26 protein-coding genes are annotated in these 25434 nt (G+C 65.8%); 10 read left to right on the forward strand and 16 right to left on the reverse strand.

Features of this window, described 5'->3' with window-relative positions:
• Positions 1 to 6: 6 nt before the first annotated feature.
• From ATE70_RS05620 to mdh, 6 genes are all read right to left on the reverse strand, one after another.
• Positions 7 to 324, reverse strand: a complete 318-nt coding sequence (locus tag ATE70_RS05620) for a hypothetical protein (protein ID WP_058536919.1) — start codon at positions 322 to 324, stop codon at positions 7 to 9.
• A 4-nt stretch (positions 325 to 328) separates the two neighbouring features.
• A complete protein-coding gene (gene odhB, locus ATE70_RS05625; protein ID WP_058536920.1) occupies positions 329 to 1573 on the reverse strand; it encodes a 2-oxoglutarate dehydrogenase complex dihydrolipoyllysine-residue succinyltransferase in 1245 nt (414 codons plus the stop codon).
• A 21-nt stretch (positions 1574 to 1594) separates the two neighbouring features.
• Positions 1595 to 4417 carry a 2-oxoglutarate dehydrogenase E1 component gene (locus ATE70_RS05630; RefSeq protein ID WP_058536921.1) on the reverse strand — a complete coding sequence of 941 codons (2823 nt, stop codon included), beginning with the start codon at positions 4415 to 4417 and terminating at the stop codon, positions 1595 to 1597.
• Positions 4418 to 4499: 82 nt separating this feature from the next.
• Positions 4500 to 4790 (reverse strand): GIY-YIG nuclease family protein, encoded by a 291-nt coding sequence (locus ATE70_RS05635; protein ID WP_058536922.1) that lies wholly within the window; start codon positions 4788 to 4790, stop codon positions 4500 to 4502.
• Between the two features lie 68 nt (positions 4791 to 4858).
• On the reverse strand, positions 4859 to 5749 hold the full coding sequence (sucD, locus tag ATE70_RS05640) for a succinate--CoA ligase subunit alpha (RefSeq protein WP_037517798.1): 891 nt from the start codon (positions 5747 to 5749) through the stop codon (positions 4859 to 4861).
• A gap of 123 nt (positions 5750 to 5872) precedes the next feature.
• Positions 5873 to 6835 (reverse strand): malate dehydrogenase, encoded by a 963-nt coding sequence (gene mdh, locus ATE70_RS05645; protein ID WP_058536923.1) that lies wholly within the window; start codon positions 6833 to 6835, stop codon positions 5873 to 5875.
• A 321-nt stretch (positions 6836 to 7156) separates the two neighbouring features.
• On the opposite strand from mdh, the gene ATE70_RS05650 reads away from it, so the two are divergent.
• Positions 7157 to 8200: a polysaccharide deacetylase family protein gene (locus ATE70_RS05650; protein WP_058536924.1), complete on the forward strand. Its 1044-nt coding sequence runs from the start codon at positions 7157 to 7159 to the stop codon at positions 8198 to 8200.
• Here ATE70_RS05650 and zapE read toward each other — a convergent pair.
• Genes zapE through ATE70_RS05665 form a run of 3 tightly spaced genes read right to left on the reverse strand, consistent with a single transcriptional unit; the run spans position 8197 to position 10591 of the window.
• Positions 8197 to 9324, reverse strand: a complete 1128-nt coding sequence (gene zapE / locus ATE70_RS05655; RefSeq protein ID WP_058536925.1) for a cell division protein ZapE — start codon at positions 9322 to 9324, stop codon at positions 8197 to 8199. The two genes, ATE70_RS05650 and zapE, sit on opposite strands and share 4 nt — an antisense overlap.
• Positions 9321 to 9812, reverse strand: a complete 492-nt coding sequence (locus ATE70_RS05660; protein WP_197411391.1) for a PaaI family thioesterase — start codon at positions 9810 to 9812, stop codon at positions 9321 to 9323. The genes zapE and ATE70_RS05660 overlap by 4 nt, the downstream gene beginning before the upstream one ends.
• On the reverse strand, positions 9809 to 10591 hold the full coding sequence (locus ATE70_RS05665; protein WP_058536926.1) for a succinate dehydrogenase iron-sulfur subunit: 783 nt from the start codon (positions 10589 to 10591) through the stop codon (positions 9809 to 9811). The genes ATE70_RS05660 and ATE70_RS05665 overlap by 4 nt, the downstream gene beginning before the upstream one ends.
• 128 nt (positions 10592 to 10719) lie before the next feature.
• On the opposite strand from ATE70_RS05665, the gene ATE70_RS05670 reads away from it, so the two are divergent.
• From ATE70_RS05670 to ATE70_RS05690, 5 genes are read left to right on the forward strand one after another with little or no spacing between them, the layout of a single operon-like run.
• Entirely contained in the window at positions 10720 to 12264 is a 1545-nt protein-coding gene (locus tag ATE70_RS05670; RefSeq protein WP_058536927.1) for a lipopolysaccharide biosynthesis protein, read from the forward strand.
• Positions 12261 to 12956 carry an HAD-IB family phosphatase gene (locus ATE70_RS05675; protein ID WP_058536928.1) on the forward strand — a complete coding sequence of 232 codons (696 nt, stop codon included), beginning with the start codon at positions 12261 to 12263 and terminating at the stop codon, positions 12954 to 12956. The genes ATE70_RS05670 and ATE70_RS05675 overlap by 4 nt, the downstream gene beginning before the upstream one ends.
• A gap of 45 nt (positions 12957 to 13001) precedes the next feature.
• Positions 13002 to 14078, forward strand: coding sequence for a hypothetical protein (locus ATE70_RS05680; RefSeq protein WP_058537035.1), 1077 nt, complete (start codon positions 13002 to 13004; stop codon positions 14076 to 14078).
• Positions 14075 to 15139, forward strand: a complete 1065-nt coding sequence (locus ATE70_RS05685; protein WP_058536929.1) for a CDP-alcohol phosphatidyltransferase family protein — start codon at positions 14075 to 14077, stop codon at positions 15137 to 15139. The genes ATE70_RS05680 and ATE70_RS05685 overlap by 4 nt, the downstream gene beginning before the upstream one ends.
• Complete coding sequence (locus ATE70_RS05690; RefSeq protein ID WP_058536930.1) at positions 15136 to 15564, forward strand: HIT family protein; 429 nt, start codon at positions 15136 to 15138, stop codon at positions 15562 to 15564. The genes ATE70_RS05685 and ATE70_RS05690 overlap by 4 nt, the downstream gene beginning before the upstream one ends.
• Here the strand turns inward: ATE70_RS05690 and ATE70_RS05695 are convergent.
• The 3 genes from ATE70_RS05695 to ATE70_RS05705 are packed head-to-tail and all read right to left on the reverse strand — an operon-like array spanning position 15552 to position 18030.
• Positions 15552 to 16316, reverse strand: a complete 765-nt coding sequence (locus ATE70_RS05695) for a phosphocholine cytidylyltransferase family protein (RefSeq protein ID WP_037517822.1) — start codon at positions 16314 to 16316, stop codon at positions 15552 to 15554. The genes ATE70_RS05690 and ATE70_RS05695 overlap by 13 nt on opposite strands.
• On the reverse strand, positions 16313 to 17107 hold the full coding sequence (locus tag ATE70_RS05700) for a nucleotidyltransferase family protein (RefSeq protein ID WP_058536931.1): 795 nt from the start codon (positions 17105 to 17107) through the stop codon (positions 16313 to 16315). Before ATE70_RS05700 ends, ATE70_RS05695 begins: the two co-directional genes overlap by 4 nt.
• Positions 17104 to 18030 (reverse strand): alpha/beta hydrolase, encoded by a 927-nt coding sequence (locus ATE70_RS05705; RefSeq protein ID WP_058536932.1) that lies wholly within the window; start codon positions 18028 to 18030, stop codon positions 17104 to 17106. Before ATE70_RS05705 ends, ATE70_RS05700 begins: the two co-directional genes overlap by 4 nt.
• A gap of 227 nt (positions 18031 to 18257) precedes the next feature.
• On the opposite strand from ATE70_RS05705, the gene ATE70_RS05715 reads away from it, so the two are divergent.
• From ATE70_RS05715 to ATE70_RS05730, 4 genes are read left to right on the forward strand one after another with little or no spacing between them, the layout of a single operon-like run.
• Positions 18258 to 19100 (forward strand): diacylglycerol/lipid kinase family protein, encoded by an 843-nt coding sequence (locus ATE70_RS05715; RefSeq protein WP_058536934.1) that lies wholly within the window; start codon positions 18258 to 18260, stop codon positions 19098 to 19100.
• Positions 19097 to 19945 carry a metallophosphoesterase family protein gene (locus tag ATE70_RS05720; RefSeq protein ID WP_058536935.1) on the forward strand — a complete coding sequence of 283 codons (849 nt, stop codon included), beginning with the start codon at positions 19097 to 19099 and terminating at the stop codon, positions 19943 to 19945. Before ATE70_RS05715 ends, ATE70_RS05720 begins: the two co-directional genes overlap by 4 nt.
• A gap of 56 nt (positions 19946 to 20001) precedes the next feature.
• On the forward strand, positions 20002 to 21090 hold the full coding sequence (locus tag ATE70_RS05725) for a hypothetical protein (RefSeq protein WP_058536936.1): 1089 nt from the start codon (positions 20002 to 20004) through the stop codon (positions 21088 to 21090).
• Entirely contained in the window at positions 21087 to 22127 is a 1041-nt protein-coding gene (locus ATE70_RS05730) for an aminoglycoside phosphotransferase family protein (RefSeq protein WP_058536937.1), read from the forward strand. The genes ATE70_RS05725 and ATE70_RS05730 overlap by 4 nt, the downstream gene beginning before the upstream one ends.
• Before the next feature lie 198 nt (positions 22128 to 22325).
• Here the strand turns inward: ATE70_RS05730 and rpsI are convergent, their stop codons facing one another.
• From rpsI to ATE70_RS05750, 4 genes are all read right to left on the reverse strand, one after another.
• A complete protein-coding gene (rpsI, locus tag ATE70_RS05735; RefSeq protein WP_058536938.1) occupies positions 22326 to 22823 on the reverse strand; it encodes a 30S ribosomal protein S9 in 498 nt (165 codons plus the stop codon).
• The gene (rplM, locus tag ATE70_RS05740; protein WP_058537036.1) at positions 22823 to 23302 is read right to left on the reverse strand and encodes a 50S ribosomal protein L13; all 480 of its coding nucleotides are present in this window, start codon (positions 23300 to 23302) and stop codon (positions 22823 to 22825) included. The genes rpsI and rplM overlap by 1 nt, the downstream gene beginning before the upstream one ends.
• A 176-nt stretch (positions 23303 to 23478) precedes the next feature.
• Positions 23479 to 24291 (reverse strand): hypothetical protein, encoded by an 813-nt coding sequence (locus tag ATE70_RS05745; RefSeq protein WP_058536939.1) that lies wholly within the window; start codon positions 24289 to 24291, stop codon positions 23479 to 23481.
• The gene (locus tag ATE70_RS05750) at positions 24288 to 25337 is read right to left on the reverse strand and encodes a COX15/CtaA family protein (protein ID WP_058536940.1); all 1050 of its coding nucleotides are present in this window, start codon (positions 25335 to 25337) and stop codon (positions 24288 to 24290) included. Before ATE70_RS05750 ends, ATE70_RS05745 begins: the two co-directional genes overlap by 4 nt.
• Positions 25338 to 25434: the final 97 nt, after the last annotated feature.

The following is a 25434-nucleotide window of genomic DNA, read 5'->3' on the forward strand; positions in this document are numbered from 1 at the left end:
ATCCGCTCAAACGGGCAGCCCGGATTTCGCAGCGCATGACTTCATAACCGGTGCCGCCATTTCGGGCGACAGGCCGATCAGTTCCGATGCGCGATATTTCTTGATCAATTCGCCGGCCGCACATTTGCAGACCTCGGCAGCGAGGCCCGCCGCCGCGCCGCCACCCTCGGCCGTGGCGCGGCACGTTTCGCCGAAGCTCTCGACGAAACTGGTCCTCAGTCCCTCCTCGAGTCCCTTCGCCATGCGGCTTTCGCCCTCGCTGCAGCCCGCCAGGGCGGCAGCGGCAGCGAAGAACAGAATCGCGCGGAGGGGGAGCGCCATCATCGGATCAAAGATCGATCAGCAGGCGCGTCGGATCTTCGATCGCTTCCTTGATCGTCTTCAGGAAGGTCACCGCCTCGCGGCCGTCGATCAGGCGGTGGTCATAGCTCATCGCGAGGTACATCATCGGGCGGATCACGATCTCGCCGTTGCGCACGACCGGGCGATCCTCGATGCGGTGGAGGCCGAGCACCGCCGACTGCGGCGGGTTGATGATCGGGGTCGACATCAGGCCGCCGAACACGCCGCCGTTCGAGATGGTGAAGGTGCCGCCGGTCATGTCGTCGATCGTCAGCGTGCCTTCCTTGGCGCGCTTGCCGAGGTCGGCGATCGCTTTCTCGATGTCGGCGAACGACAGGCTGTCGGCGTTGCGCACGACGGGAACGACAAGGCCGTTCGGCGCGCTGACCGCGACCGAGACGTCGAGATAGTCGTGATAAACGATCTCGTCGCCGTCGATGCGCGCGTTGACCGCCGGAATGTCATGCGCGGCGAGCGCCACCGCCTTGGTGAAGAAGCTCATAAAGCCCAAGCGCACGCCATGCTTCTTTTCGAAGCTTTCGCGATATTTGTCGCGCGTCGCCATCACCGCCGACATGTCGACGTCGTTGAACGTCGTCAGCATCGCGGCGGTATCCTGCGCCGCCTTGAGGCGCTTCGCGATCGTCTGGCGCATACGCGTCATCTTGACGCGCTCTTCGTGACGGCCGGGCGCACCGCTCGCGGCGGGTGCGGCGGGAGCAGCTGCCGGAGCCGGAGCGGCAGCCGGCGCGTTGTTGGCGGCGGCGAGCACATCTTCCTTGGTCAGACGGCCATCCTTGCCGCTGCCCTGAATCTTCGTCGGGTCGACGCCATGTTCGAGCACGAGGCGGCGCACCGCGGGCGACATGGTGGTGACGGTGTCGACGCCATCGGCAGCCGGGGCTGCCGATGCCGCGGGAGCCGGCGCGGCGGCTTCAGCTTTGGCAGGCGCGGGTGCCGGGGCAGCGGCGGGTGCCGGAGCGGCAACAGCACCACCAGCCTCGATCGTCGCGATCGCTGCGCCGACATTGACCGTGTCGCCGACCGCGGCGAGTTGCTGGCCCATCACGCCCGCGACGGGTGACGGCACTTCGACCGCGACCTTGTCGGTCTCGAGGCTCGCGATGGGCTCGTCGAGCGCAACGGCTTCGCCGGGCTTCTTCAGCCATTCGCCGATCGTCGCTTCGGTAACGCTTTCGCCCAGCGTGGGGACTTTGACTTCGGTGCTCATAGGTGCAGTTCCTTGGGGGGCTTAAGCTTTATTCTTCGTACGGCGGATTTCGGCGCGAACCGACAGGCCGAGCGCGTCGGCGACGAGCGCCGACTGTTCGGTCTGGTGGCGGCTCATCAGGCCCGTCGCGGGCGACGCCGCGGCGGCGCGGCCCGCGTAACGCGGCCGCATGCCCTTCTTGCCGGCATCGGTCAGCGCCTCTTCGATCAGTTCGTTGACGAAGAACCAGGCGCCGTTGTTGCGCGGCTCTTCCTGCGCCCAGACCACCTCTTCGAGGTTCGGCATCCGCTTCAGGCGAACCGCGAGCGGCTCACCCGGGAAGGGATAGATCTGCTCGACGCGAACGACCGTCGTGTCGGTGAGGCCCGCGGCATCGCGCGCTTCCATCAGGTCGTAACCGACCTTGCCCGAACAGAGCACGACGCGCTTGACGTCCTTGTCCGCCGGCGGCGTGCGATCCGACATCAGGCGGCGGAAATGCGCGTCGCCGATGAAGTCCGAACGCTGCGACACCGCGAGCTTGTGGCGAAGCAGCGACTTCGGCGTCATGATGATCATCGGCTTGCGGAACGGGCGCAGCATCTGGCGGCGCAGGACGTGGAAATAGTTCGACGGGGTCGAAATATTGCACACCTGGATATTGTCGCCCGCGCACAGTTGCAGGAAGCGCTCGAGGCGCGCCGAGCTATGCTCGGGCCCCTGCCCTTCGTAACCGTGCGGCAGCAGCATCACGAGCCCGTTGGCGCGCAGCCACTTGGCTTCGCCCGACGCGATGAACTGGTCGATCATGATCTGCGCGCCATTGGCGAAATCGCCGAACTGCGCTTCCCAGAGCACGAGGCTCTTCGGATCGGCCATCGCATAGCCATATTCGAAGCCGAGCACGCCATATTCGGAGAGCGGGCTGTCGAGCACCTCGAACCGGCCGTGCGGCACGGTCGTCAGCGGCACATATCGGGCTTCGGTCTTCTGATCGATCCAGACGGCGTGGCGCTGGCTGAACGTGCCGCGCCCCGAATCCTGGCCCGACAGGCGCACCTGATAGCCTTCACTGAGCAGCGTCCCGAAAGCGAGGCTCTCGGCGGTCGCCCAGTCGAACACTTCGCCGTCGCTCTTGTCCGCGAACATCGCGCCGCGCGCATCGATCACGCGGCGCAGCGTCTTGTGGACCTCGACGTCATCGGGGATCGTCGTCAGCGTGCGGCCGATCGAATCGAACAATTTGTCCGACACGCCCGTCGCGATGTTGCGGCGCGCGTTTTCGGGATCGGCGGGGGCGTGCAGCCCCGACCAGCGGCCCGCGAACCAGTCGGCCTTGTTGGGCTTGTAGCTCTTCGCCGCTTCGAAATCCTCTTCGAGCCGCGCGACGAATTCGGCGCGCCGGGCATCGGCCCAACCCGCATCGACCACGCCTTCGGCCTCCAGTTTCGCGGCGCAAAGCTGCGACACGGGCGGATGCTGGCGAATGACGGCGTACATCAGCGGCTGCGTGAACGACGGCTCGTCGCCCTCGTTGTGGCCGAAGCGGCGATAGCACCACATGTCGATCACGACGTCGCGCTTGAACTGCTGGCGGAAATCGATCGCGAGCTTGCACGCAAAGGTCACCGCCTCGGGATCGTCGCCGTTGACGTGCAGGATCGGCGCCATCACGCCCTTCGCGACGTCCGACGGATAGGGCGACGAACGCGCGAATTGCGGGCTGGTCGTGAAGCCGATCTGGTTGTTGACGATGAAGTGGATACAGCCGCCGGTGTTGTAGCCGCGGATGCCCGAGAAGCCGAGGCATTCCCAGACGATCCCCTGCCCCGCGAACGCCGCGTCGCCGTGGATCAGCACGGGCAGCACCTGCTCATGTTTGGCAAGGTCGTCGCGCACGACCTGCTGCGCGCGCACCTTGCCGAGCACCACCGGGTCGGCGGCTTCGAGGTGCGAGGGGTTGGGGACGAGCGACATATGCACCGACGCGCCGCCGAACTCGCGGTCGGTCGAGGTCCCGAGGTGATATTTGACGTCGCCCGAACCGCCGATGTCGTCGGGGTTCGCCGATCCGCCGGCGAATTCGTGGAAGATCACCTGATACGGCTTCGCCATGACGTTCGCGAGCATGTTGAGCCGCCCGCGGTGCGCCATGCCATAGACGATCTCGCGCACGCCATATTGGGCGCCATATTTGATGATGGCTTCCATCGCGGGGATCATGCTCTCGCCGCCGTCGAGGCCGAAGCGCTTGGTGCCGACATATTTGCGCGCGAGGAATTTCTCCCACTCCTCGGCCTGGATCACCTTGCTCAGGATGGCGCGTTTGCCCTCGACCGAAAATTCGATGATCTTGTCGGCGCCTTCCATCCGTTCCTGCAGGAACTGGCGCTCCTCGATGTCGGCGATGTGCATATATTCGAGGCCGACATTGCCGCAATAATTGGCGCGCAGGATCGCGACGATCTCTCGAATCGTCGCCTTTTCAAGGCCGAGCGTTCCGCCGATGTAAACCGGGCGGTCGAGGTCGGCGCCGACGAAGCCGTGATATTCGGGCGTCAAATCGGCGGGCAACTCGCGCTGGCTGAGGCCGAGCGGATCGAGATTGGCGGCAAGGTGGCCGCGCACGCGATAGGTGCGGATCAGCATCATCGCACGGATCGAATCGTCGGCGGCGCGCTCGACTTCGGCATTCGACAGTGCGGCGCCCGCCTTGGCGGCGGCGGCCTTCACCGCGACCTGCATCTGCTGCGGGTCAAGCGCGGCGGTCAGGTCGTCGCTGTCGATCTGGGGCCAGTTCTTCGGCGCCCAGCTCGGGCCGGCCTGCGGCTCGTCGATGTCGAAGCTTTGTCGTTCGAGGTTCATAGTCTTAAACTCGCAGTGCCCCTGCGAAGGCAGGGGCCCATCTCCTGGGGCCTAAACATGGTGCCGACGGAGCAGATTTTCATCAGCCCCGAATCTCGAACCACAAATCCCGCCAATCGGGATTTGTTTCCTCGATCATCCGCACCTTCCAACTTCGTTTCCATCGCTTGATCTGCAGTTCGCGTCTTCGCGCTTCCTGCAAATCCTCATGCGCTTCAAACCACACCAGAAGCACACAGCCATGGGTCTTCGTAAAACCCTCGATCAACATCGTGCGGTGCTGATAAACCCGCTGCACCAGTTTCGATGTCGATCCGGTATAGATGGCGCCGTTCTTGCGGTTCGCCATGATATAGACTGCGCCGCTCTTCATTCATCGCCCGGGCAGGAGATGGGCCCCTGCCTTCGCAGGGGCACGATGAAAGAGCGGCGCGATCTGAATTACACGCGTTCTTTCAGCACTTCGGCGAGGGTCGAGCCGAGTTCCGACGGGCTCGCCGACACCTTGATGCCCGCGGCTTCCATCGCCGCGATTTTGCTTTCGGCGTCGCCCTTGCCGCCCGACACGATTGCACCGGCATGGCCCATGCGGCGGCCCGGAGGCGCGGTGCGGCCCGCGATGAAGCCGGCCATCGGCTTTTTGCGGCCGCGCTTGGCTTCGTCGATCAGGAACTGGGCAGCCTGTTCCTCGGCGTCGCCGCCGATTTCGCCGATCATGATGATCGACTTGGTCGCTTCGTCAGCGAGGAAGAGTTCGAGCACGTCGATGAAGTTGGTGCCGTTGACGGGATCGCCGCCGATGCCGACCGCGGTCGTCTGACCCAGCCCGACGTTGGTGGTCTGGAACACCGCTTCATAGGTCAGGGTGCCCGAGCGCGAGACGACGCCGACGCTGCCCTTCGAAAAGATGCTGCCGGGCATGATGCCGATCTTGCACTCGCCGGGGGTCAGCACGCCGGGGCAGTTCGGGCCGATCAGGCGCGACTTCGAGCCCGACAGCGCGCGCTTCACCTTCACCATGTCGAGCACCGGAATGCCTTCAGTGATGCAGACGATCAGCTCCATCTCGGCATCGATCGCCTCGAGGATCGAGTCGGCGGCGAACGGCGGCGGCACGTAGATGCAGCTCGCGGTCGCGCCGGTTGCGGCCTTGGCTTCTTCAACGGTGTTGAAGTTCGGCAGGCCGATGTGCGTCGTGCCGCCCTTGCCCGGCGTCACGCCGCCGACCATCTGCGTGCCATAGGCGAGCGCCTGTTCGGTGTGGAAGGTGCCGGTAGCACCGGTCATCCCTTGCGTGATGACCTTGGTATTCTTGTCGATGAGAATGCTCATGAATTTCGTTCCGTTTCTCGTGCCCCTGCGAAGGCAGGGGCCCATCTCCAATTGTATCGGCCACCCACCGCCCGATCTTTCGAGCGCAGGTGATGGGCCCCTGCCTTCGCAGGGGCACGGATATTAAGCGAGGCTGGGATCCAGCGCCTTGCACGCGTCGAGCAGTTCCTTGACCGCGTCGACCGAGACCTGCAGGCCCGCCTTGTCGGCGTCGTCGAGTTCGATCTCGACGATCTTCTCGACGCCGCCCGCGCCGATCAGCACCGGCACGCCGACGTACAGGCCGTCGAGGCCATATTGGCCGTCGACATAAGCGGCACAGGGCAGGATGCGCTTCTGGTCGCCCAGATAGGCTTCGGCCATCGCGATGCCCGAGGCTGCGGGGGCATAGAAAGCCGAACCGGTGCCGAGCAGCGCAACGATTTCGCCGCCGCCGCCGCGGGTGCGCTTGACGATCGCGTCGATCTTGTCCTGGCTCGACAGGCCCATCTTGACGAGATCGGGAACGGGGATGCCGTTGATGGTCGAATAACGCACGACGGGAACCATCGTGTCGCCATGACCGCCGAGCACGAAGGTGTTCACATCCTTCACCGACACGTCGAATTCGTCGGCGATGAAGTGGCTGAAGCGCGCCGAGTCGAGCACGCCGGCCATGCCGACGACCTTGTTGTGCGGGAGCCCTGAGAATTCACGCAGCGCCCAGACCATCGCGTCGAGCGGGTTGGTGATGCAGATGACGAACGCGTCGGGCGCGTTGGCCTTGATGCCTTCGCCGACGGCCTTCATCACTTTCAGATTGATGCCGAGCAGATCGTCGCGGCTCATGCCCGGTTTGCGGGCGACACCGGCGGTGACGATGATGACGTCGGCGCCGGCGATGTCGGCATAGTCGTTCGTGCCGGTGATCTTCGCGTCAAAGCCCGCAATCGGGCCGACCTGCGACAGGTCGAGTGCCTTGCCCTGCGGCACGCCTTCGACGACGTCGAACAGGACGACGTCGCCGAGTTCCTTTTGCGCGGCGAGCAGCGCCAACGTTCCGCCGATATTCCCGGCTCCGATCAAAGCGATCTTCTTGCGTCCCATGGCGCGCGGCACTCCCTTCCTGGCAAGCCCGGCAATTGGTTCACAGACCGGCGGGAGCACGGGCTAAAGCTCCGCTCCGGTCCCAAGACTGGCGACGCCCCTACGCCGATTCCCTTAACGAAACAACCGCGAAAAGGACGAAAAACAGGCTTTCTTTGCTAATAGTTCGCAATAACTATAAGTCGCCTTGCGCGACGCTCTCCAGATGGGAATAGGCGCGGGATGTGACAAGCGCGAAGCGGCCGCACGCCCCGTCGTCGCGGCGATCGCGTAGGAATCGGTTAACCCTCCCTTATCGCTGCCATGCTACGCGCGGGAACAATGACCCGGGCAATCATCAGCTTCGACACCGAATTGTCGGCCGGCCTTTACCAGCGCGGCGCCGATGCGCGCGCCAATTTCGAAAGCTCGATCCTCGGCCGCTGCCGCGATGGCGATTTCGGCATCCACTTCCAGATGGACATGCTCGAGCGCCACGGGCTGACCGGCGTGTTCTTCATCGATCCGATGCCCGCGCTCGTTTACGGCCCCGAAGTGGTCGACGCGATCGTCCAGCCGGTGGTCGCACGCGGGCACGAGGTGCAGGTCCATATCCACACCGAATGGCTGGCCTTCGCGCGCTTCAACCCGGTCGGCCGCCTGACCGGACGCAACATCGGCGATTTTCCGCTCTCGGCGCAGAAGAAGCTGATCGCGCTCGCGCGCGACATCCTCGTCGGGGCAGGCGCGCCGAAACCGACCGCGTTCCGTGCCGGAAATTTCGGCGCCAACGACGACACGCTGCGCGCGCTCGCTGCCCTGGGCTTCCGCTTCGACAGCAGTTTCAACGGCGCGTACCAGGGTCATGGCTGCGACATCTCGCTCGACCCCGGCAATCTCGGCATGCGCATCCATCATGGCGTGTGCGAAGTGCCGGTCAGCGGGCTGATGGACCGCGCCAGCCGTTTCCGCCCCGCGCAGCTTTGCGCGATGTCCGACGAGGAAATGCGCGACGCGCTCGATCACAGCGCGGCGAGCGGCGCGATCCAGTTTTCGGCGTTCAGCCACAGCTTCGAACTGCTGAGCCGCGACCGCGAAGTCCCGAACGGCTTGGCGATTTCGCGGATGGAGGCGCTATGCCGCGCGGTCGCGGACGACACCCGCGTGACCAGCGGCGGCTTCGCGACGCTGCCCGGACCGCCCGAGCGCCCGGCGCGGATCGCAGTCGCCGCGCCCAAGCCGCTGCGGACGCTGCGCCGCACGATCGAGCAGGCGTACGGCCATCTGGCGCATGAGGTGCGTTATGTGCGCGACCTCATTTCCGTGACGGTCAATTCGTCACGATGGGGAAAGATTGCCAGCGGCCTGGTCCTCGCGATCGCCTAGGCGATCGCGCCTTCGGCAGACCCGTGGCCTAGCGCGAGATAGTCATCCGACTGCATTTCGGCGAGGCGGCTCGCCGTGCGCTCGAATTCGAACGCGCCGTCGCCTGCGATGTAAAGCTGATCGGGCATCGCCGCCGCGCTCGCCAGCAGCTTGACCTTATATTCGTAGAGCGCGTCGATCAGCGTCACGAAGCGCGCCGCCTCGTTGCGGTTCTCCGGCCCCATGCGCGGGATGCCGACGATGATGACGCTGTGGAAATGCCGCGCGACCGCGAGGTAATCGGCGGCCCCGCGCGCCTCGCCGCACAAGCGCTTGAACGAAAAGACCGCGACGCCCTTCAGCGCCTTCGGCACGTGCAGCATCCGCCCGCCGCCGACATCGAGCTCGAGCGTCGGGACATGCGCGCGGTCCTCGGGCGGATAGTCGGTGAGGCGGAAGAAAGCCGCCGACAGCGCCGCACTCGCGGCATCGTCGGCGGGAACGAACCAGCGCGCACCGTCGCCCAGCCGGTCGCGGCGATAATCGGTCGGGCCGTTGAGGCTCATCACGTCGAGCCGTTCCTCGACGAGCGCGATGAAGGGCAGGAAATGCTCGCGGTTGAGTCCGTCCTTGTAGAGGTCCTTCGGCGGCCGGTTCGATGTCGCGACCATCGTCACTCCGCGGTCGATCAGCGCGGTGAACAGGCGCGAGAGGATCATCGCGTCGGCACTGTTGTTCACGACCATCTCGTCGAACGCGAGGCAGCGCGTATTTTCGGCGAGTGCATCGGCGACGAGCGGGATCGGATCGCCGCTCTCGCTCTTGCGCACCTCGCGCATCCGCGCATGGACGTCGAGCATGAAGGCATGAAAATGCACGCGCCGCTTCCGCTGGATGGCGAGATGGTCGTAGAAAAGATCCATCAACATCGACTTGCCGCGCCCGACCGCGCCCCACAGATAGACACCCCGCAGCGCCTCGGGCTTGCGGCCCGCGAGGCGCCAGAGCAGGCTGCCGCGCTTGGGAACGGCTTCGAGCTCGGCTTGCAATCGGTTCAGCCGCTCGGCGGCGGCGCGCTGTTCGGGGTCGGGGCGCAGCTCCCCCGCCGCGACAAGCGCGTCATAGGCCGCAAGAACGGTGGTCACTTGGCGCTCGCCTTGCGGATCGTCCCGGCGAAGGTCAGTACGATATGGCTGTCGCCCTCGCCCTGCACGACAAGGCCGCGCAGGAAGATCAGCCGGCCGGTTTCGCGGACCAGCTCGACCACGGCGTCGAGCGGTTCGCCCACCCGCCCCGCGCCGACAAATTGCGTCGACAGGTCGAGCGTCACCGAATGGCCCGCGTTGAGCGAACCGAACTGGTGCGACGCCGCGAACAGCGCAATGTCGACGAGCGCGAGCGTCACCGCGCCATGGACGTTATCGCCAAGGTTGCTGTGCTTGCGTTCGGGGATCATGCGCACCCGTGCGCACGGACGGCCATCGGACGTCGGCGGTTCGACGCGCACCGTCAGCGGTTCGATGAAGCTGTTGAAGCGCGTCGGGTCCTTGAGGTCCCAGCTCAGCCAGCCGCCGTCCAGTTCCTCGGCGCTGAAATGGTCGCCGCGCTTCGGTTCCTCGATCCCGTCGTTCACACCTGCCGCTCGGCCTCGAGCTTCTTGATCTCGGCGATCGCACGCGCGGGGCTCAGCCCCTTGGGGCAGGCATTGGCGCAGTTCATGATCGTGTGGCAGCGATAAAGGCGGAACGGATCTTCGAGCTCGTCGAGCCGTTCGCCGGTCATCTCGTCACGGCTGTCGGCGAGCCAGCGATACGCCTGGAGCAAGATCGCGGGGCCAAGGAACTTGTCGCTGTTCCACCAATAGCTCGGGCAGCTCGTCGAGCAGCAGGCGCACAGGATGCACTCGTAAAGCCCGTCGAGCTTTTCGCGTTCGGCGGGCGACTGCAGCCGTTCCTTGCCGCTCGGCGTCGTCGTCTTGGTCTTGAGCCACGGCTCGATCGACGCATATTGCGCATAAAAATGGGTGAAGTCGGGAACGAGATCCTTGATCACGTCCATCGCCGGCAGCGGGGTGATCGTGATGTCGCCCTTCAGATCCTCGATCGCGGTCGTGCAGGCGAGGCCGTTCTTGCCGTTCATGTTCATCGAACAGCTGCCGCAAATGCCCTCACGGCACGAACGGCGGAAGGTCAGCGACGAATCCTGCTCGCTCTTCATCTTGATGAGCGCGTCGAGCACCATCGGACCGCATTTTTCGGTGTCGATCTCGAACGTGTCGAAACGCGGGTTCTGGCCGCTATCGGGGTCGTAGCGATAGACTTTGAATTTCTTCACCGCCGCGGCGCCTTCGGCCTTGTGGACCTTGCCCGTCTTTTGCGGGCGGCTGTTCTTGGGCAGGACAAATTGGGCCATATCGCGGGGTTCCCTATGCAATTGCGCGCTGCCTAGACCCGATTGAAAGAGTCGACAAGGGGGTGAAGCGGGATGCGCGCACGAAAGCCGCTGGCGGCACGGCGGACGAGCCGCTAGGTGCGGCAAGGATGAGCGAAGACGTCGCCAAACCCGCCGTAACCAGCCGCAGCGTCGCGCGCGGGCTTGGCACGACCGTGCTGGCGCGCCTCGGCGCAGTGGTCGAGATCGTCGCGCAGCCGCTTTACGTCCTGATGTTCGGCCTCGCCGGCTATGGTCTCTATGCCGTGCTCTGGGCCGCGGTGAACCTGCTCGAAAATATCTTCGACCTCGGCATGACCAGCGCGATGCAGCGCACCGTCCCGCAATCGGCGGGCAATGCCGAGGCGGCGGCGGCGCTGCGCACCGCGATGATTTTCGGCGTCGGGCCGTGCATCATCGTCGCAGCCATCATTTCGGTCTTTGCCGCCGATCTCGGTCCGTTGCTCAATGTTGCCGCGAAGGACCGCGAACTCGTTACGCCCGCGATCCGCATCTTCGTCTGGGCGCTGCCGCTGTGGGCCTTTGTCGAGATCGCGACGTCGGCGCTGCGCGCGCGGATGGTGTTCGGGGCCGAAATCCGGCTGCGGATCGTCTGGGAACAGATGCTGCGGCTGGTCTTTGCGGGGCTGTTTTTCGCGGTCGGATTTGGCCTAAAAGGGTTGTTCATCGCGCACCTCTGTTCGCTCGCGATCACCGCGGCGCTCAGCGTGCGGCTGCTCGCGCGACACTATAGCTTCGCCGACCTTTGGCGTGGGCCGTGGGTTACCGAAACGACGCGCAACACTTTCTGGGCGGGGCTTTCGATCCTGCCGTCGAACATCATCGCCCGGCTGTTCGGCGATGCGCCCGCACTCATCCTCAACATGCTGCTCCCCGGCGCAGCGGGCGCGGCGGCGGCGGGCCTGTTCACGATCGCGCGAAAATTGTCGAGCGTCGTCCAGCTTGTGCGCATCGCGTTTACGTACGTAATGGCGCCGCTCGCCGCGAGCGCCGAGCGCGAGGACCGGCGGCAGGTCGCCGACATCTATGCCTATGCGACGCGGCTGATCTCGGCGATTGCGCTGCCGCTCGCCGCGGTGCTCGCCGCGGGCAGCGCGTCACTGCTCGGGCTGTTCGGCCATCAGGCGCAGGCGGCACAAGCCGCACTTGTCATCCTGCTGTTCGCGCGCGCCGCCGAAGCGGTGCTCGGTATTTCGGCGCCGGTGCTTCAAGTCGTCGCCGCTTTCCGCCAACAGCTTACCGCCAGCATCTTCGGGGTTGCCCTCGCGGTGGGTGCCGGATGGCTGATCGTGGGGCACCTCGATCCGCTGACCGGCGTAACGCTCGCGACCGCGATCGGCCTTGTCTCGATGGCCGCCATCCCGACGCTCCAGCTCGCGATCGTCGAAAAGCTTCATCCCTTCGACGCCCAATTTCTGCCGGTAGCGTTGCGCGGGATCGCGATCACAGTGGTGGCAGGCGTGGCGGCGGTGCTCGCCGACCTTTTGCCCGACCCGATCTCGCTGCCGCTGCTCGCGCTCATCGCCGTCGCCGCTATCTGGCTTGCGCTGCGCTTCGCCCTGCCGCTCGCCGACCGCGCCTCGCTCGGCAAGACGGCGCGTAAATTACGCCTGATCGGACCCACCGAGCGATGAGCGAGGAGCTGCCCATCCGCGTCGCGATCTACGACCTCGACCGCACCGTGCTGCGCAGACCGACCTTCACGCTGTTCCTGCTGTGGGCGGCGTGGCGCGAGGCGCGGTGGCGTGTGCTGTTGCTTCCGGCGCTCGCAGCGCTGATGATCGGCTATGCGCTGCGCCTCTATGGCCGCGACCGGTTCAAGCCCGCCGCGATTCGCCTGATGCTCGGCGCCAGCATCGCCCCCGCCCGCGCCGATAAGCTCGCCGCCGATTTCGCGGCGTGGCGCGTATCGCGCGACGTGCCGCCCGGCGCGCAGGCGTGCATCGCGCGCGACCGCGCCGAGGGATACCGCCTGCTGATGGCGACAGCGGCGCCCGAATTCTACGCCGGCGCGATCGCCGAAGCCCTGGGTTTCGACGCGATCGTCGCGACCCGACACCGGCGCGCCGCCGATGGCAGCTGGCTCCCGCTGCTCGACGGCGGAAATTGCTATGGCGCCGAAAAAGCGCGCCGGGTGACCGAGTGGCTTGACGCGAACGCAGCCGACGGCGCGGTGCATATCCGCGCTTATTCCGACCACCCGAGCGACGCACCGACCTTTGCGCTGGCGCATGAATCCTGGCTGATCGGACGCAGCCGCAAGCTGGTCCGTCTTGCCGCACAGCAGGGCTGGCAGACGCTGGATTTCGAGATCGGGCCCGGTTGAATGCGCCCGGCCCCCTTCGCCAGTTCCTCGCAACCGGAGCACAGCTTGCCGACCCCTATCGCCTTCCTTGCCCTTGCCGAAGCACAACAGCTTTATCATTGGCTGCCGGCGGCGCTCGAACTCGCGAAGCGCGACGATGTAAGGGTTTCGATCTTGTCGCCGTCACGCCAGATTCTCGATCTCATACTCAGCTACGATCCCGATGGCCTGTTCGAACCAGTGCTACTGCGCCGCCCGCCCTTTGGTCCCGATACGCTGTTCCGCCAGCCCTCGCGGCTCGCGACCTTGCTGCTCAACTATCCAGCGATCCGGCGCTTTCCCCTGCTAGTCACGACCGAGATTTCGAGCGCGTGGCTAAAACGCATTCCCGGCTTTTCATCACGCATCGTCGTAATCAAGCATGGCGCGGGCGACCGCGCGGGCGGTTATCGGGGGCGGCATGCGCTGATCGACCTGACCCTCGTCGCGGGCGAAAAGGACCGGCGGCGCATGATCGAACACAAGCTGTCCGAACCCGGCAATGTCGTCGTGGGCGGCTATGCCAAGTTCGAAATATGCGCGGAGCGGCAACGCTATTTCGATAATGACCGGCCGACCCTGTTCTACAATCCACATTTCGACGCGAAGCTGTCCTCGTGGCCGGCGCACGGCCCCGAAGTGCTCGCCGCGCTCGAGGCGCTCGAGGGGTGGAACGTCATCATCGCGCCGCATACGAAACTGGCGCAGCGCGTGTCCCCGATCACGACCACCGCGCCGCATATCCGGGTCGATATGGGCAGCCACCATTCGATCGACATGAGCTATACGATGAGCTCCGACGTCTATCTGGGCGACGTGTCGAGCCAGGTTTACGAGTTCCTCCTCCGCCCACGTCCGTGCATTTTCCTCAACCTCGACCGGTTGGCGTGGCGCGACGATCCGGCGTTCGCGCACTGGCATCTGGGTCAGGTCATCGAAGATATCGCCGAACTCCCCGCCGCGCTGGACCGGGCTGCGGACTTGCAACCAACCTTTGTTGATGCTCAGGAAGCCGCCATGCACGATTCCATCGACCAGTTTCCGACCCCCGCCTCGATACGGCAGGCCGACATCATCCTCGATTTCGCAAGGACGCCGCGATGAGCGCGCCGATCCGCCTGCTCGGCGAAAACAGCACCCCGATCTGGGGCATGACCAACGCCGAGCGCTGCCGCCGGATGGCGGAAAAGGACGGCAAGCCGCTGGCGCCGGGCCACGAGCTGGTCTTCAACCTCGCCTATGTCTTCGACCCAATGCTGCTGCGTTGGGTGATCGAACAACCGGGTACGGTTTTCGCCTGGGGTGGCGCTCCCGTGATCGGGCAGATTCCCGTGGGCAGCGACCCGACGGCGGCCACGGTCATCGACCTGTCGGACGGGCGCAAGCTCTATAATCGCCAGCTTCGCAAGCTCGAGCAGCCGTTCGTCAGGGAGTTGACCCCCGGCACGCGCCGCGAGATCGAGCGCAAAAGCTATTTCGGCGCGTACAAGGGCGTCACCGACGCGCTGACCAAATATCTGTGGCCCGAGCTCGCATTGTGGCTGACGCGCGGCGCCGCGAGCATCGGCATGACCCCGAACATGGTCACCGCGATCGGCGCCGCGCTCTGCGTCTATGCGACCTATTTGTTCGCCTACGGCCACTACTGGCAAGGCATGCTCGCGGGTTTCATCTTCATGGTGCTCGACACCGTCGACGGCAAGCTTGCACGCTGCACGATCACATCGTCAAAATGGGGCAATGTCGCCGACCATGGCGTCGACCTGATCCACCCGCCCTTCTGGTGGTATTTCTGGGGCGTCGGGCTTGGGACATGGGGCCTTGCACTGTCGAACCAGACTTTCCTGCTGGTCATGGTCGCGGTCGTCGCGGGCTATGTGCTCCAGCGCGTGATCGAAGGGATGTTCATCAAGGACTTCGGCATGGACATCCATGTCTGGCAAAAGTTCGACAGCGATTTCCGCCTGATCACCGCGCGCCGCAATCCGAACTTCGCGATCCTCTTTTTCGCGACGCTCGCGGGGCGCCCCGACATCGGGCTGATCGTGCTCGCCTGGTGGACCGTCATATCGCTGGTCGTCCATGCGGTGCGGCTGGTGCAAGCCTATGCCGTCAAGCGTTCGGGCCGGCCGATCGTCAGCTGGATGGAAGAAGCACAGCCATGAACGACACGATCGCCAAATTCGGCCATCCCGCGACGCTGATTGCCGAATATGATCATTGGGTCGTGTTGCTGCGCCCCGCGCAGCCGACGCTCGGCGCGCTGATACTCGCGGCAAAGTCGGATGCGACAGCGTTCGGCGATTTGCCGGCCGAAGCGCATGCCGAACTCAAGACCGCGACCGCCGCGATCGAGGCCGCGCTGGGGCAAGCGGTCGGCTATGCGAAGATCAACTATCTGATGCTGATGATGGTCGACCCGCACGTCCATTTCCACGTGCTGCCGCGTTATGAGGGCGAACGCTCGGGCGCGGGGCTGACAATTGCCGACGCGGGCTGGCCGGCGCAGCCCGACCTTGGGCAAGCGGTGAAGCTGGGCGACGCAGAGGTCGCCGCGCTCGCCGGCTGGCTCAAACCCTATTTCGCGTAGCGGCCTTCTTCGGCCCATTTCGCGGTAAGCGCATCGGCGGCTTCGACGTCCTGCGGGAAGTCGACTTCCTGCCATTCGAGCCCTTCGATCGACACGGTGCCGACGCGGTTGCCCTTGGCGATGATGTCGATCGCGCGCAGATACCAGCGCTCGACCCCGTCGGGGGTGCGCATCATCTGGTCGACCTGGTTGCGGAAGATCGACGGGCCGTCGCCGACGAACGCCAGCATGCCGATCGACTCCGCATTGGTGTCGGGGGGCAGCAGCCGCTTGCCGATGTGATGCAGGCGGCCTTCGGCGTCGCGGTTCACCTTCATATCGTCGTCGTCATAGTCAGCCTTGACGTCGACGGTGACGTTGATCGGCTCGTTCGCGCCCGCAATCAGCTTTGCGACAATCTCGTCCGAAATGATGGTGTCGCCATTGAGGATGATGAAATCGCGGTCCATTTCCTCGCGCGCGATCCAGCAGGTGCCAAGGTTGTCGGCGACCTGAAAGAAGGGATTGAACAGCGTCCGGATGCGCGCGCCGGTGTCGCGATAGAGCTGGAGCGCATGATCCTCGACGCGTTCAGTGCGAAAGCCCGTGACGACGACGATGTCCTTGATGCCGTTCGCGACGAGCGCCGCGACCTGCCAGCTGATGAGGCTGCGGCCGTTGAACTCGATCAGGCATTTGGGGATGTCGCGGGTCAGCGGCAGCAGGCGCGAGCCTTGCCCCGCCGACAGGATGATGGCTTTGTCGATGGTCATAGGGGCTGGCCTATAGCCGCTTCGCGCCGCGCGGCAAATATCGCTTCGATCAGTTCGATGTCGGCGGGCTTGTCGGCATCGATGCACGCCTCGGGCTCGGACATCGGCACGACCTTCGCGTTGAGGCCGAAACGGAGGCCCGCGCGCGCAACGCCCTGCTGGATCGTGAAGAGGCGAAGCAGCGCGCCGATCAGCAGCCACGGGCCAAACGCCGCGATGATCTTGAGCCCCTTCTTGCGGTCGCGTTCGATGCGGCCCCAGAAATCGAGCAAGGGCAGCACGCGACGCCCGCGCAGGCGGAACATGTTCGCCCCCGACCACCAGCCGCCGCGGAACTTCAGCCAGGTACGCTTCGACTGCGGATAGCGCGCGAGCAGCGTGTCGCGCTCGACCATCGCGACCGCGACGTCGCTGTCCTCGGCGCCGCGCAGGAATTCAGCGATCATAGTCGGGGTCAGCAGTACATTGTCGGCAGTGGTGACGAGCAGCGGATCGTCGCCCGGCGGCAGCGCCGCGGCGAGCGAACTGCTGATGCCCTGCCCCGAATCGGCAAAATGCAGGTCGGCAAGCCCAGCGAGCCCCGGCTCGGCCGCCAGCTCGGCACTCTTCTGTGCGAGGATCGTGATTGCGCCGACTTCAGGCGAAGCGCGCAGCGCCTTCACCACATGGACGAGCATCGCCTGCCCCGCGATCGGCAGCAGCGCCTTGGTCGACACCCCGCTGCCGGTCAACAGCGGATCGGGACCGGGCCGGCTGCCCGCGAGGACAATCGCCGGGATCGGGGCGTTCACTGCGTCGCTTCCGACGCGGGCGCAATGCGGCGGCCGGTCACGCCGCGCAGGAAATCGGTCGCTTCCTCCAGCACCGGCCCCTTGTTCTGGAACGGCGCGGCGAGCGCCATCACGATGCCGCTATGCCCCATGCCGGGGTAGACGCGGAGCGTCACCGGGCCGCCCGCCTTCTCGATCGCGGCGGCGAGGTTCTGGCTGTTGCGCGGCCGCACCGTGTCATCCTCGTCGCCGGTCGCGAGCCACAAGGGCGGCGCGTCGCCGCGCGCGAAATGGATCGGCTGGGTTTTCTCGATCGGCTTGACCTTGCCCATCGCCTTGTCCCCGCGCCCCCCTTTTTCGATGGGCAAGAAGTCATAGGGGCCGGCAAGCCCCGCGACGCCGCGGATGATCGACGGATCGCTCTTCACCGCATGCAGCCATTGCGGGTCGAGCGCGAGCATCGCGGCGTTATAGGCGCCCGCCGAATGGCCCATCAGCGCGATCCGGTCGGGATCGCCGCCAAGCTTTGCGATATGCTCGTGCGTCCATGCGACCGCCGCCGCACTGTCCTCGATAAAGTCGGGCCAATAGGCTTTGGGCACGAGCCGATAGTCGGGGATCACCACGACAAAGCCCTGCCGCGCGAGCGCGCGCCCGGCGAAACCATAGCTGCCCCGCTCACCGCTTTCCCAGCCGCCGCCATAAAAGAAGACGACGACGGGCAGACGGTCGTCCGCCTTGGCATTTTCGGGAACCCAGATGTCGAGCGACTGGCGCGGAGCGCGGCCATAGGGCTGGTCGGCGAGCAGCAACCGCGCGCCATCACCCTGCCCGAGCAACCGGTCGGCCATGTTGAGCGACTTCGCGCCGCCCGCGACGATCATCTTGGCGCCGCCGCCGAACAACAGCACGAGCAGCAGCAGCACGAATAGGAATTTGATCAACCGTCGTCCTTTGGAAACCGGCCCCGCCATCTTTCGCGCCCTACAGGGCGGCGAGGATCGGGACAAGGTGACTCCCCTGCTCGTCGGGATGTCCATCATCTTCGTCATCCCGGACTTGATCCGGGATCCAAAGGCCAACGCCGGCGGGGATGGACCCCGGATCAAGTCCGGGGTGACGAGAAATGATTGGTCGCCACCTTTTCCGCGTTCGCGCGTAGGACAGGGCGATGACCAGCAGCTTTAACCGCCCCGCCCTTATCTGCAACCTGCGCAGCGGCAGCTCCGACGAAGCACTCGTCGGCCGTTTGACCGAGATATGCCATGCGGCGGGCTCGCCGCTCGTCCGGACTGTCACCCTGCCCGACGACGACCTGCCGTCTGCACCCGCGCTGGAGGGCGACGGCATCGACCTGCTGCTGGTCCTCAGCGGCGACGGCACGCTCAACGCCGCCGCGGGCCGGCTCGAAACATGGCGCGGCGCGATGCTCCCGCTTCCCGGCGGGACGCTCAACCTGTTCCACAAGACGCTGCACGGCGATCGCAGCCCCGAGGACATCTTGCACGACGCGCTCGCGGGCAAGGCACGGAGCATCCATCCGCCGACGATCCTCTGCGACGCGGGGCGCGCTTATATCGGCGTCATCGCCGGGCCGACGACGGTATGGGCCGAGGTTCGCGAGCAATTCCGCTCGCTGAGCCTCAGCGGCCTCGCCGAAACCATCCCCGATGCAATCGATGCGACGCTTTACGGCGACGGCGTCCGCATTCTTGGATCGGACGAGTCTTTCCAGGCGATCAACCTGACGCCAAAGTCCGACCGCATCCTCGCCGAAGGGTTGATCACCGACAGCGCGGGGTCGATCCTGAGCCACGGGATCGCCTGGCTCGGCGGCGATTTTCGCGAAGGGCCGAGCGTCGACCTGTCCGAACGCCGCGCGGTGGTCATCGAAAGCGAAGGATCGATCGGCCTGCTCCTCGATGGCGAACCCGCCGAATTGCCGTCGGGGGCAACCTATCGCCTCGAGGCCAGCCCGCTCGCGTTTCTCGCCACGGCGCCCGCCGCCCCATGACGCGGCTGTTCCACATCAGCGACCTGCATTTCGGGCTGGAGGACCGCGCCGCGCTCGCCTGGTTTACCGATTGCGTGCGCCGCGAGCAGCCCGATGCGGTGCTGATCACCGGCGATCTCACGATGCGCGCGCGCAGCCATGAATTCGCTGCCGCATGCGACTGGATCGGCGCGCTCGACGTGCCGGCGACGGTCGAGGTCGGCAATCATGACCTGCCCTATTTCAACCCCTTCGAACGCTTCTTCGACCCCTATCGCCGCATCCGCGGGATCGAACGGCTCGTCGAGCGCGAACTCGACCTGGCGGGCGTCGCGGTCGTGCCGCTCAAGACCACCGCGCGCGCGCAATGGCGGCTCGACTGGTCGAAGGGCTGGGTGACGGCGCGGGCGCTGGAGAAGACGCTCGCTGCAATCGATGCGCTGCCGCGCGGCTCGACGGTGCTTGTCACCGCGCACCACCCGTTGGTCGAAGCGGGCACGAAGGGGCGCGCGCTGACTCGCGGCGGCGAGCGGGCGCTGCGCGAACTGGCGCAGCGCGGCGTCGCGGCGGTGCTCACCGGCCATGTCCACGACGCCTTCGATCTCGCCGCGCAAACCGCATCCGGGCCGATCCGCATGATCGGCGCGGGAACGCTGTCGCAGCGCATCCGCTCGACCCCGCCGAGCTTCAACGAGCTGCGGATCAAGGACGGCGAGATCGCGGTCCGCGTTCGCAACGTCGAGGCGGTTCCGACCTTCGACATGCAGATCGACGACGTGCCGCCCGACGCATTGCCGCCGCGCGCACCCGGCGAACCCGTAGCACCGATCGACGCCGTGCCCCCGGTCGATCCGCCGGTGCATTGACGCGCCGCCGTATCCCGTTACGTTGCAAGAAAAAACGCAAAATGGGATGAGAGACGATGCTGACAAAGGGCGACGATTTCCCGCTGCACCAGAGCGCCGAGCCGATTGCCTTCGCGGGCACCGACCGCAATTTCTATGATCGCTATTTCTTCAACGGCTATTCGCCCGACGGTTCGGTCTTCTTCGCCGCGGCGATGGGTTTCTATCCGCAGTTGGGCATCGTCGATGCGGCCTTTTGCGTGTTGGCGGGTGGCGTGCAGCATAATCTGCGCGCAAGCCGACGCTCAGGCGGCGAGCGGCTCGACCTGTCGGTGGGGCCGATCGCAATCGCCATCGACGCACCGCTCGAAACGCTGACGCTGCGCATCGCCGCGAACGATGGCCCGCTCGCAGCCGAACTGCGTTTCACCGCGCGGCATTTCCCGATCGAGGAACCGCGCTTCACCCGCCGCAACGGCACGCGCCTGTTCATGGACTATACGCGCATGACGCAAAACGGCCATTGGTCGGGATGGCTCTCGGTCGATGGTGCGCGCGTCGATGTCGGGGCCGACTGGGCCGGAACGCGAGACCGCAGCTGGGGTATCCGCCCCGTCGGCGCGGCCGAGCCGCAACCGCCGCCGCAGGGCAATTTCCACCAATTCTTCTGGCTCTGGACGCCGTGCAATTTCGAGGATCGCTCGCTCTTCTTTCACAGTAACGACGACGGCGAGGGGAGCCCATGGAACCGCCGCGCGGTGCTCGTCGGCGCGAACGGCGGCGAGCGTCATTATGCCGACCCCGCATTCGTCGCCGAATGGCAGCCGGGCACGCGGCGCCTGAGCAAGCTGACCGCAGATTTCGATGGCAAGACGCGCCTGACGCTGACCCCGAGCGGGCCGGTGTTCGCGATGAGCGGGCTCGGCTACACGCACCCCGTCTGGGGCCATGGTTTCGACCATGGCGACCTCGAGGTGTCGCACGACAGCCTGTCCGAGGCCGAACGGATGTGGGGCAATCCGCTCGCGATGCATGTGCAGGCGCTCATCCGCGCCGACCTCGCCGACGGCGACCGCAGCGAGAGCGGGGTCGGCGTGCTCGAACAATTGTTCGTCGGCCCGCACGCCCCGACCGGCCTCACCCGTCTGATGGACCCCGCGCCGTGAGTTTTCCGACCTCGCCCGAGGCGATGCAGCCGACGTGGCTCAGCGCGGTGCTCGGGCATCCGGAAAAGCTGAAGGGCTTCGTCGCGGCCAAGGTCGGCACCGGGCAGATGTGCGACAGCTATCGCCTGACGCTCGACTGGGACGCGGGCGTCGACGCCCCCGCAACGGTGATCGCCAAATGCCCCAGCCATGACGAGGCGAGCCGCAATATCGCCAAGCTCACCGGCACCTATGTCAAGGAAATCAGCTGGTATCGCGAGCTTGCCGCCGCCAGCGGGGTTCCCGCGCCGATATGCCATTATTGCGATATTGCCGACGATGATGTCGACTTCGTCCTGATCCTGTCCGACCTCGCGCCGGCGCAGGCGGGCGACCAGCTTGCCGGTCTCGCCCTCTCCGGGCTGATCCCCTGCATCGAAGCCGCGGCAAAACTTCACGCCTATTTGTGGAACGACGCCCGGCTCGCGCAGATGCCCTCGCTTGCACGCGACAATGCGGGGCTGATCCGCACGCTGTTCCCCCAGCTCTATGCCGGCTTTCGCGAACGTTATGCGGAAAGGCTCGCGCCCGAGGTGCTCGATCTCGGCGCCGGGCTCGTTACGAAACTCGACGCCTATCTGGCGCGCGAGCCTTCGGTCCGGACGATCGTCCATGGCGACCTGCGCGTCGACAATATCCTCTTCGCGCCCGACGGCGAAGCCTGCTGGATCGTCGACTGGCAGACGCTGGGGCGCGGCAGCGGCGCCGCCGACCTCGCCTATCTGGTCGGCACCAGCATCGCCGACCCGGTCGAGCGCGCGGCGGCCGACCGGCCGGCATTCGACCATTGGATCGCGGCATTGACCGCCGCGGGCGTCAAGCCCGATGCCGCAGCGCTGTGGACCGACTACCGCGTCGGGGCCTTGAGCGGCTATTTCATGGCGGTCTTCGCCTCGATGAGTGTCGAACGCACCGCGCGCGGCGACGAGATGTTCGCGGTGATGGCCGAACGGCCCGCACGGCAGGCGCTGGCGCTGGGGAGCCTCGATCTGCTTTAGTTCTCTATAGGGGGGGCAGAAACCGACCGCTAGCGGACCTTCTTCTCCCCTCCCGCTTGCGGGAGGGGTGACCAACTCGCTGCTGTAATGGCAGCTCACCACCCAAAGCCGACAGCTGACCGGTTTTGGCCCAAAGGAAAAGGGCGGCCCGTTGCCGGACCGCCCTTCCTTTCTCCGTCCGTCGACGAAAGAAACTGATTAGCGCTTCGAGAACTGGAAGCTGCGGCGGGCCTTGGCCTTGCCGTACTTCTTACGCTCGACGGCGCGGCTGTCGCGGGTCAGGAAGCCGGCCGACTTCACAACGCCGCGCAGCGCGGGTTCGAAGCGGGTCAGCGCCTGCGCGATGCCGTGCAGCACGGCGCCCGCCTGGCCCGAGAGGCCACCGCCCTTGACGGTTGCGATCACGTCATACTGGCCAACGCGCTCGGTCAGGCCGAAGGGCTGGTTGATGACGAGACGCAGCGTCGGACGTGCGAAATAAACTTCCTGGTCGCGGCCGTTGACGGTGATCTTGCCCGTGCCGGGCTTGACCCACACGCGGGCAACGGCGTCCTTGCGGCGGCCGGTCGCATAGGCGCGGCCCTGCTTGTCGACGATCTTTTCGCGCAGCGGCGTGGTCGAGACCGGAGCGGCAACGGTGCCTTCGACGGCGCCGGCGAGATCCTTGAGATCGGTCATGGTCTGTTCGTCAGCCATTATGCACCCACCTTGTTCTTGCGATTCATCGACGCGACGTCGATCACTTCGGGGCTCTGCCCTTCATGCGGATGTTCAGCGCCGGCGAAGATGCGCAGGTTGCGCATCTGCTGGCGGCCGAGCGGGCCACGCGGGATCATGCGTTCGACGGCCTTTTCGAGCACGCGCTCGGGAAAACGGCCTTCGAGGATCTTCGCGGGGCTCGTTTCCTTGATGCCGCCGGCGTAGCCGGTGTGCTTGTAGTAACGCTTGTCCTGCAGCTTCTTGCCGGTGAACGCCACCTTCTCCGCGTTGATGACGATGACATTGTCACCGCAATCGACGTGGGGGGTGAACGACGGCTTGTGCTTGCCGCGCAGGATGTTGGCGATAATCGAAGCAACGCGGCCCACAACGAGACCCTCGGCGTCGATCAGCACCCATTTCTTTTCGACCGTCGCGGCGTTCGCCGATACAGTCGTCTTGGTCAGCGCCTTCATCATGGCGACCTCCTTGACAGATATGGACTAGGACGAGCAGCCATGCCGCCGCCCGAAAACAAACCGCGCCGCCTGATCCTTGAAGGGACGCAGCGGCGCTTCGGAGCGGGCCAATGGCGCCAACCGAGCGGAAAGTCAAGCAGATCGCGGCTTTGCTGACAGGTATTATGATACCTTTAGCTTTGCGGAACGATCTCCAGCGCGCGAACCCGCTCTTCGACGAGGGTCCGTCCGTCGCCCTCGGCATCGACGATCCAGCTCTGCCGCTGCTCGCGCATCACCAGCCCCGTCGCGGTGTCGACGGTCCACAGATTGTCGATTTCCAGCGGCTTGGCGGCACCGGCAACGGGCGCAGAATCGCGCTCGACCTTGGCGATCGTCTGCAACGCGCCGCCGTGCGTGATCGATATGCTCGCGCCGTCCGCCTGTGCCGAGAGCGGAATAGCGCCATTGGCAGGCGCAACCAGCGCCCGGATATCGGCGGTCGCCAGCTTGTCGCGTTCGGCAGCGGGGAGCGCCGCAATCAACTGCGCCAATTGCCTGGCTTCAGGCCGCCCCGCCTTGGCGCCCACTGCCTCGATCCGCGCGGTCACCCGCTCCCACAATCCGTCCGGATCCACCATGTCGATACGGCTGCCGTCGGGCGCGACAAGATAGGCGATCGGTTCGCCGACCAGCGGATCGAGCATCAACGACAGCGCGCGGGTCACTTCGGGTCGTGCATCCGAATCGATCCGTTGCAGCACCGCCTCGAGCCGGTAACCCCGCCCGACGCGCTGCCATTGCAGCGCATAGACGAGCGAGAAGTTGATCAGCGATCCTTCGCGGCCGATCCGGCGCGTCGTCACGCGGTAGGTCATCGGTCGGCCCACCGGGGGAGCGAACTGGAAATGCACGGCCGTCGCAGCCGGAACGTCGCCCGGCTCAGAGGACGGAAGGGGCTGGGCCGCCAGCAGCAATAGCGCGCCGAGGCTGCCGGCCGGGATCATGCCGAGCAGCGGCCCAGTCGGTGAAGCCCCGCCGCGGCGATGGCGACGAGGATCGCACCGGTCACCTGATGCCACACGGCGACCCACATCGAAACGCCCGAGACGACGGTCCAGATGCCGAGCAGCATCTGCGCCGCGACGACCGCGAGGATCAGCCGCGCCTCGATACGCGCGCCGCGCCGCGACAGCGTGCGCGCGAGGAGGAGCAACGCGAGCGCCGCCACCCACGACCACCAGCGATGGAGGAAATGGATCAGGAAAGGATCGTTGGTCAGCGCCAGCCAGGCGCCGCCCGCCCAGTCGATACCCTCGGGCACGAAATGATCGTTCATCAGCGGCCAGCTGCTCGCGACATAGCCCGCGTTGAGCCCCGCGACCCACGCGCCGAGCAGCAGCTGGACGAACAGGATCGCGATGATGCCGATCGCGGGTCCGGTCAGGCGCGCCGGCCGCGCCGCGGGATCGTGCGCCAGGCTGCCCAGATCGCGCGCCGTCCACACCAGCCCTGCGAGCAGGAACAGCGCAGTCAGCAAATGGGTGGCCAGGCGGAAATGGCTGACGTCGACGCGATATTCGAGGCCCGAGGCGACCATCCACCAGCCGATCGCGCCCTGCAATCCCACGAGCGCGGCAAGTGCGAGCAAGCGCCAGCCGTAACCGCTGGGGATCGCGCGGCGCCAGGCGTACCAGATCAATGGCACGACCAGCGCCATGCCGACGAGCCGCCCGAGGATGCGGTGCAGCCACTCCCAGAAAAAGATCGCCTTGAACCCCGCCAGCGTCATGCCGAGGTTGATCTCCCTATATTCGGGGATCTGCTTATACTTCTCGAATTCCGCGATCCATCCGGCCTCGCTGAGCGGCGGCAGCACGCCCGAAACGGGGCGCCATTCGGTGATCGAAAGCCCCGATTCGGTGAGGCGGGTGATACCGCCGACCCCGACCACGATGATCACGAGTAATGCGACCGCCCACAGCCAGCGCGCGAGCGCCGCGGGGCGGGGTTGGCGGGCGGCAGGCGCCGGCAAGACAGAGGCGTGCGTCATGGCCCGCCCTATCGGCGCTTGCCGGGCGATAGGCAAGAGGCCCGGAACCCGGCGTCCCGCGGGAAATTCATGGCCCCGACAGCTGCGACTTGATAGG

This window comes from Sphingopyxis sp. H053 (assembly GCF_001468225.1).
Taxonomy (GTDB): Bacteria; Pseudomonadota; Alphaproteobacteria; order Sphingomonadales; family Sphingomonadaceae; genus Sphingopyxis.

Bases quoted from the DNA above. Each gene is read 5' to 3' on its own strand.
- ATE70_RS05695 (WP_037517822.1), bottom strand. From the start codon at position 16,316: ATGACCATCGACAAAGCCATCATCCTGTCGGCGGGGCAAGGCTCGCGC.
- sucD (WP_037517798.1), bottom strand. From the start codon at position 5,749: ATGAGCATTCTCATCGACAAGAATACCAAGGTCATCACGCAAGGGATG.
- ATE70_RS05630 (WP_058536921.1), bottom strand. From the start codon at position 4,417: ATGAACCTCGAACGACAAAGCTTCGACATCGACGAGCCGCAGGCCGGC.
- rplM (WP_058537036.1), bottom strand. From the start codon at position 23,302: ATGAAGGCGCTGACCAAGACGACTGTATCGGCGAACGCCGCGACGGTC.
- odhB (WP_058536920.1), bottom strand. From the start codon at position 1,573: ATGAGCACCGAAGTCAAAGTCCCCACGCTGGGCGAAAGCGTTACCGAA.
- ATE70_RS05665 (WP_058536926.1), bottom strand. From the start codon at position 10,591: ATGGCCCAATTTGTCCTGCCCAAGAACAGCCGCCCGCAAAAGACGGGC.
- ATE70_RS05750 (WP_058536940.1), bottom strand. From the start codon at position 25,337: ATGACGCACGCCTCTGTCTTGCCGGCGCCTGCCGCCCGCCAACCCCGC.
- ATE70_RS05715 (WP_058536934.1), top strand. From the start codon at position 18,258: ATGACCAGCAGCTTTAACCGCCCCGCCCTTATCTGCAACCTGCGCAGC.
- ATE70_RS05685 (WP_058536929.1), top strand. From the start codon at position 14,075: ATGAGCGCGCCGATCCGCCTGCTCGGCGAAAACAGCACCCCGATCTGG.
- ATE70_RS05745 (WP_058536939.1), bottom strand. From the start codon at position 24,291: ATGATCCCGGCCGGCAGCCTCGGCGCGCTATTGCTGCTGGCGGCCCAG.
- ATE70_RS05690 (WP_058536930.1), top strand. From the start codon at position 15,136: ATGAACGACACGATCGCCAAATTCGGCCATCCCGCGACGCTGATTGCC.
- ATE70_RS05620 (WP_058536919.1), bottom strand. From the start codon at position 324: ATGATGGCGCTCCCCCTCCGCGCGATTCTGTTCTTCGCTGCCGCTGCC.
- rpsI (WP_058536938.1), bottom strand. From the start codon at position 22,823: ATGGCTGACGAACAGACCATGACCGATCTCAAGGATCTCGCCGGCGCC.
- ATE70_RS05635 (WP_058536922.1), bottom strand. From the start codon at position 4,790: ATGAAGAGCGGCGCAGTCTATATCATGGCGAACCGCAAGAACGGCGCC.
- ATE70_RS05675 (WP_058536928.1), top strand. From the start codon at position 12,261: ATGAGCGAGGAGCTGCCCATCCGCGTCGCGATCTACGACCTCGACCGC.
- ATE70_RS05670 (WP_058536927.1), top strand. From the start codon at position 10,720: ATGAGCGAAGACGTCGCCAAACCCGCCGTAACCAGCCGCAGCGTCGCG.
- ATE70_RS05725 (WP_058536936.1), top strand. From the start codon at position 20,002: ATGCTGACAAAGGGCGACGATTTCCCGCTGCACCAGAGCGCCGAGCCG.
- mdh (WP_058536923.1), bottom strand. From the start codon at position 6,835: ATGGGACGCAAGAAGATCGCTTTGATCGGAGCCGGGAATATCGGCGGA.
- ATE70_RS05650 (WP_058536924.1), top strand. From the start codon at position 7,157: ATGACCCGGGCAATCATCAGCTTCGACACCGAATTGTCGGCCGGCCTT.
- ATE70_RS05720 (WP_058536935.1), top strand. From the start codon at position 19,097: ATGACGCGGCTGTTCCACATCAGCGACCTGCATTTCGGGCTGGAGGAC.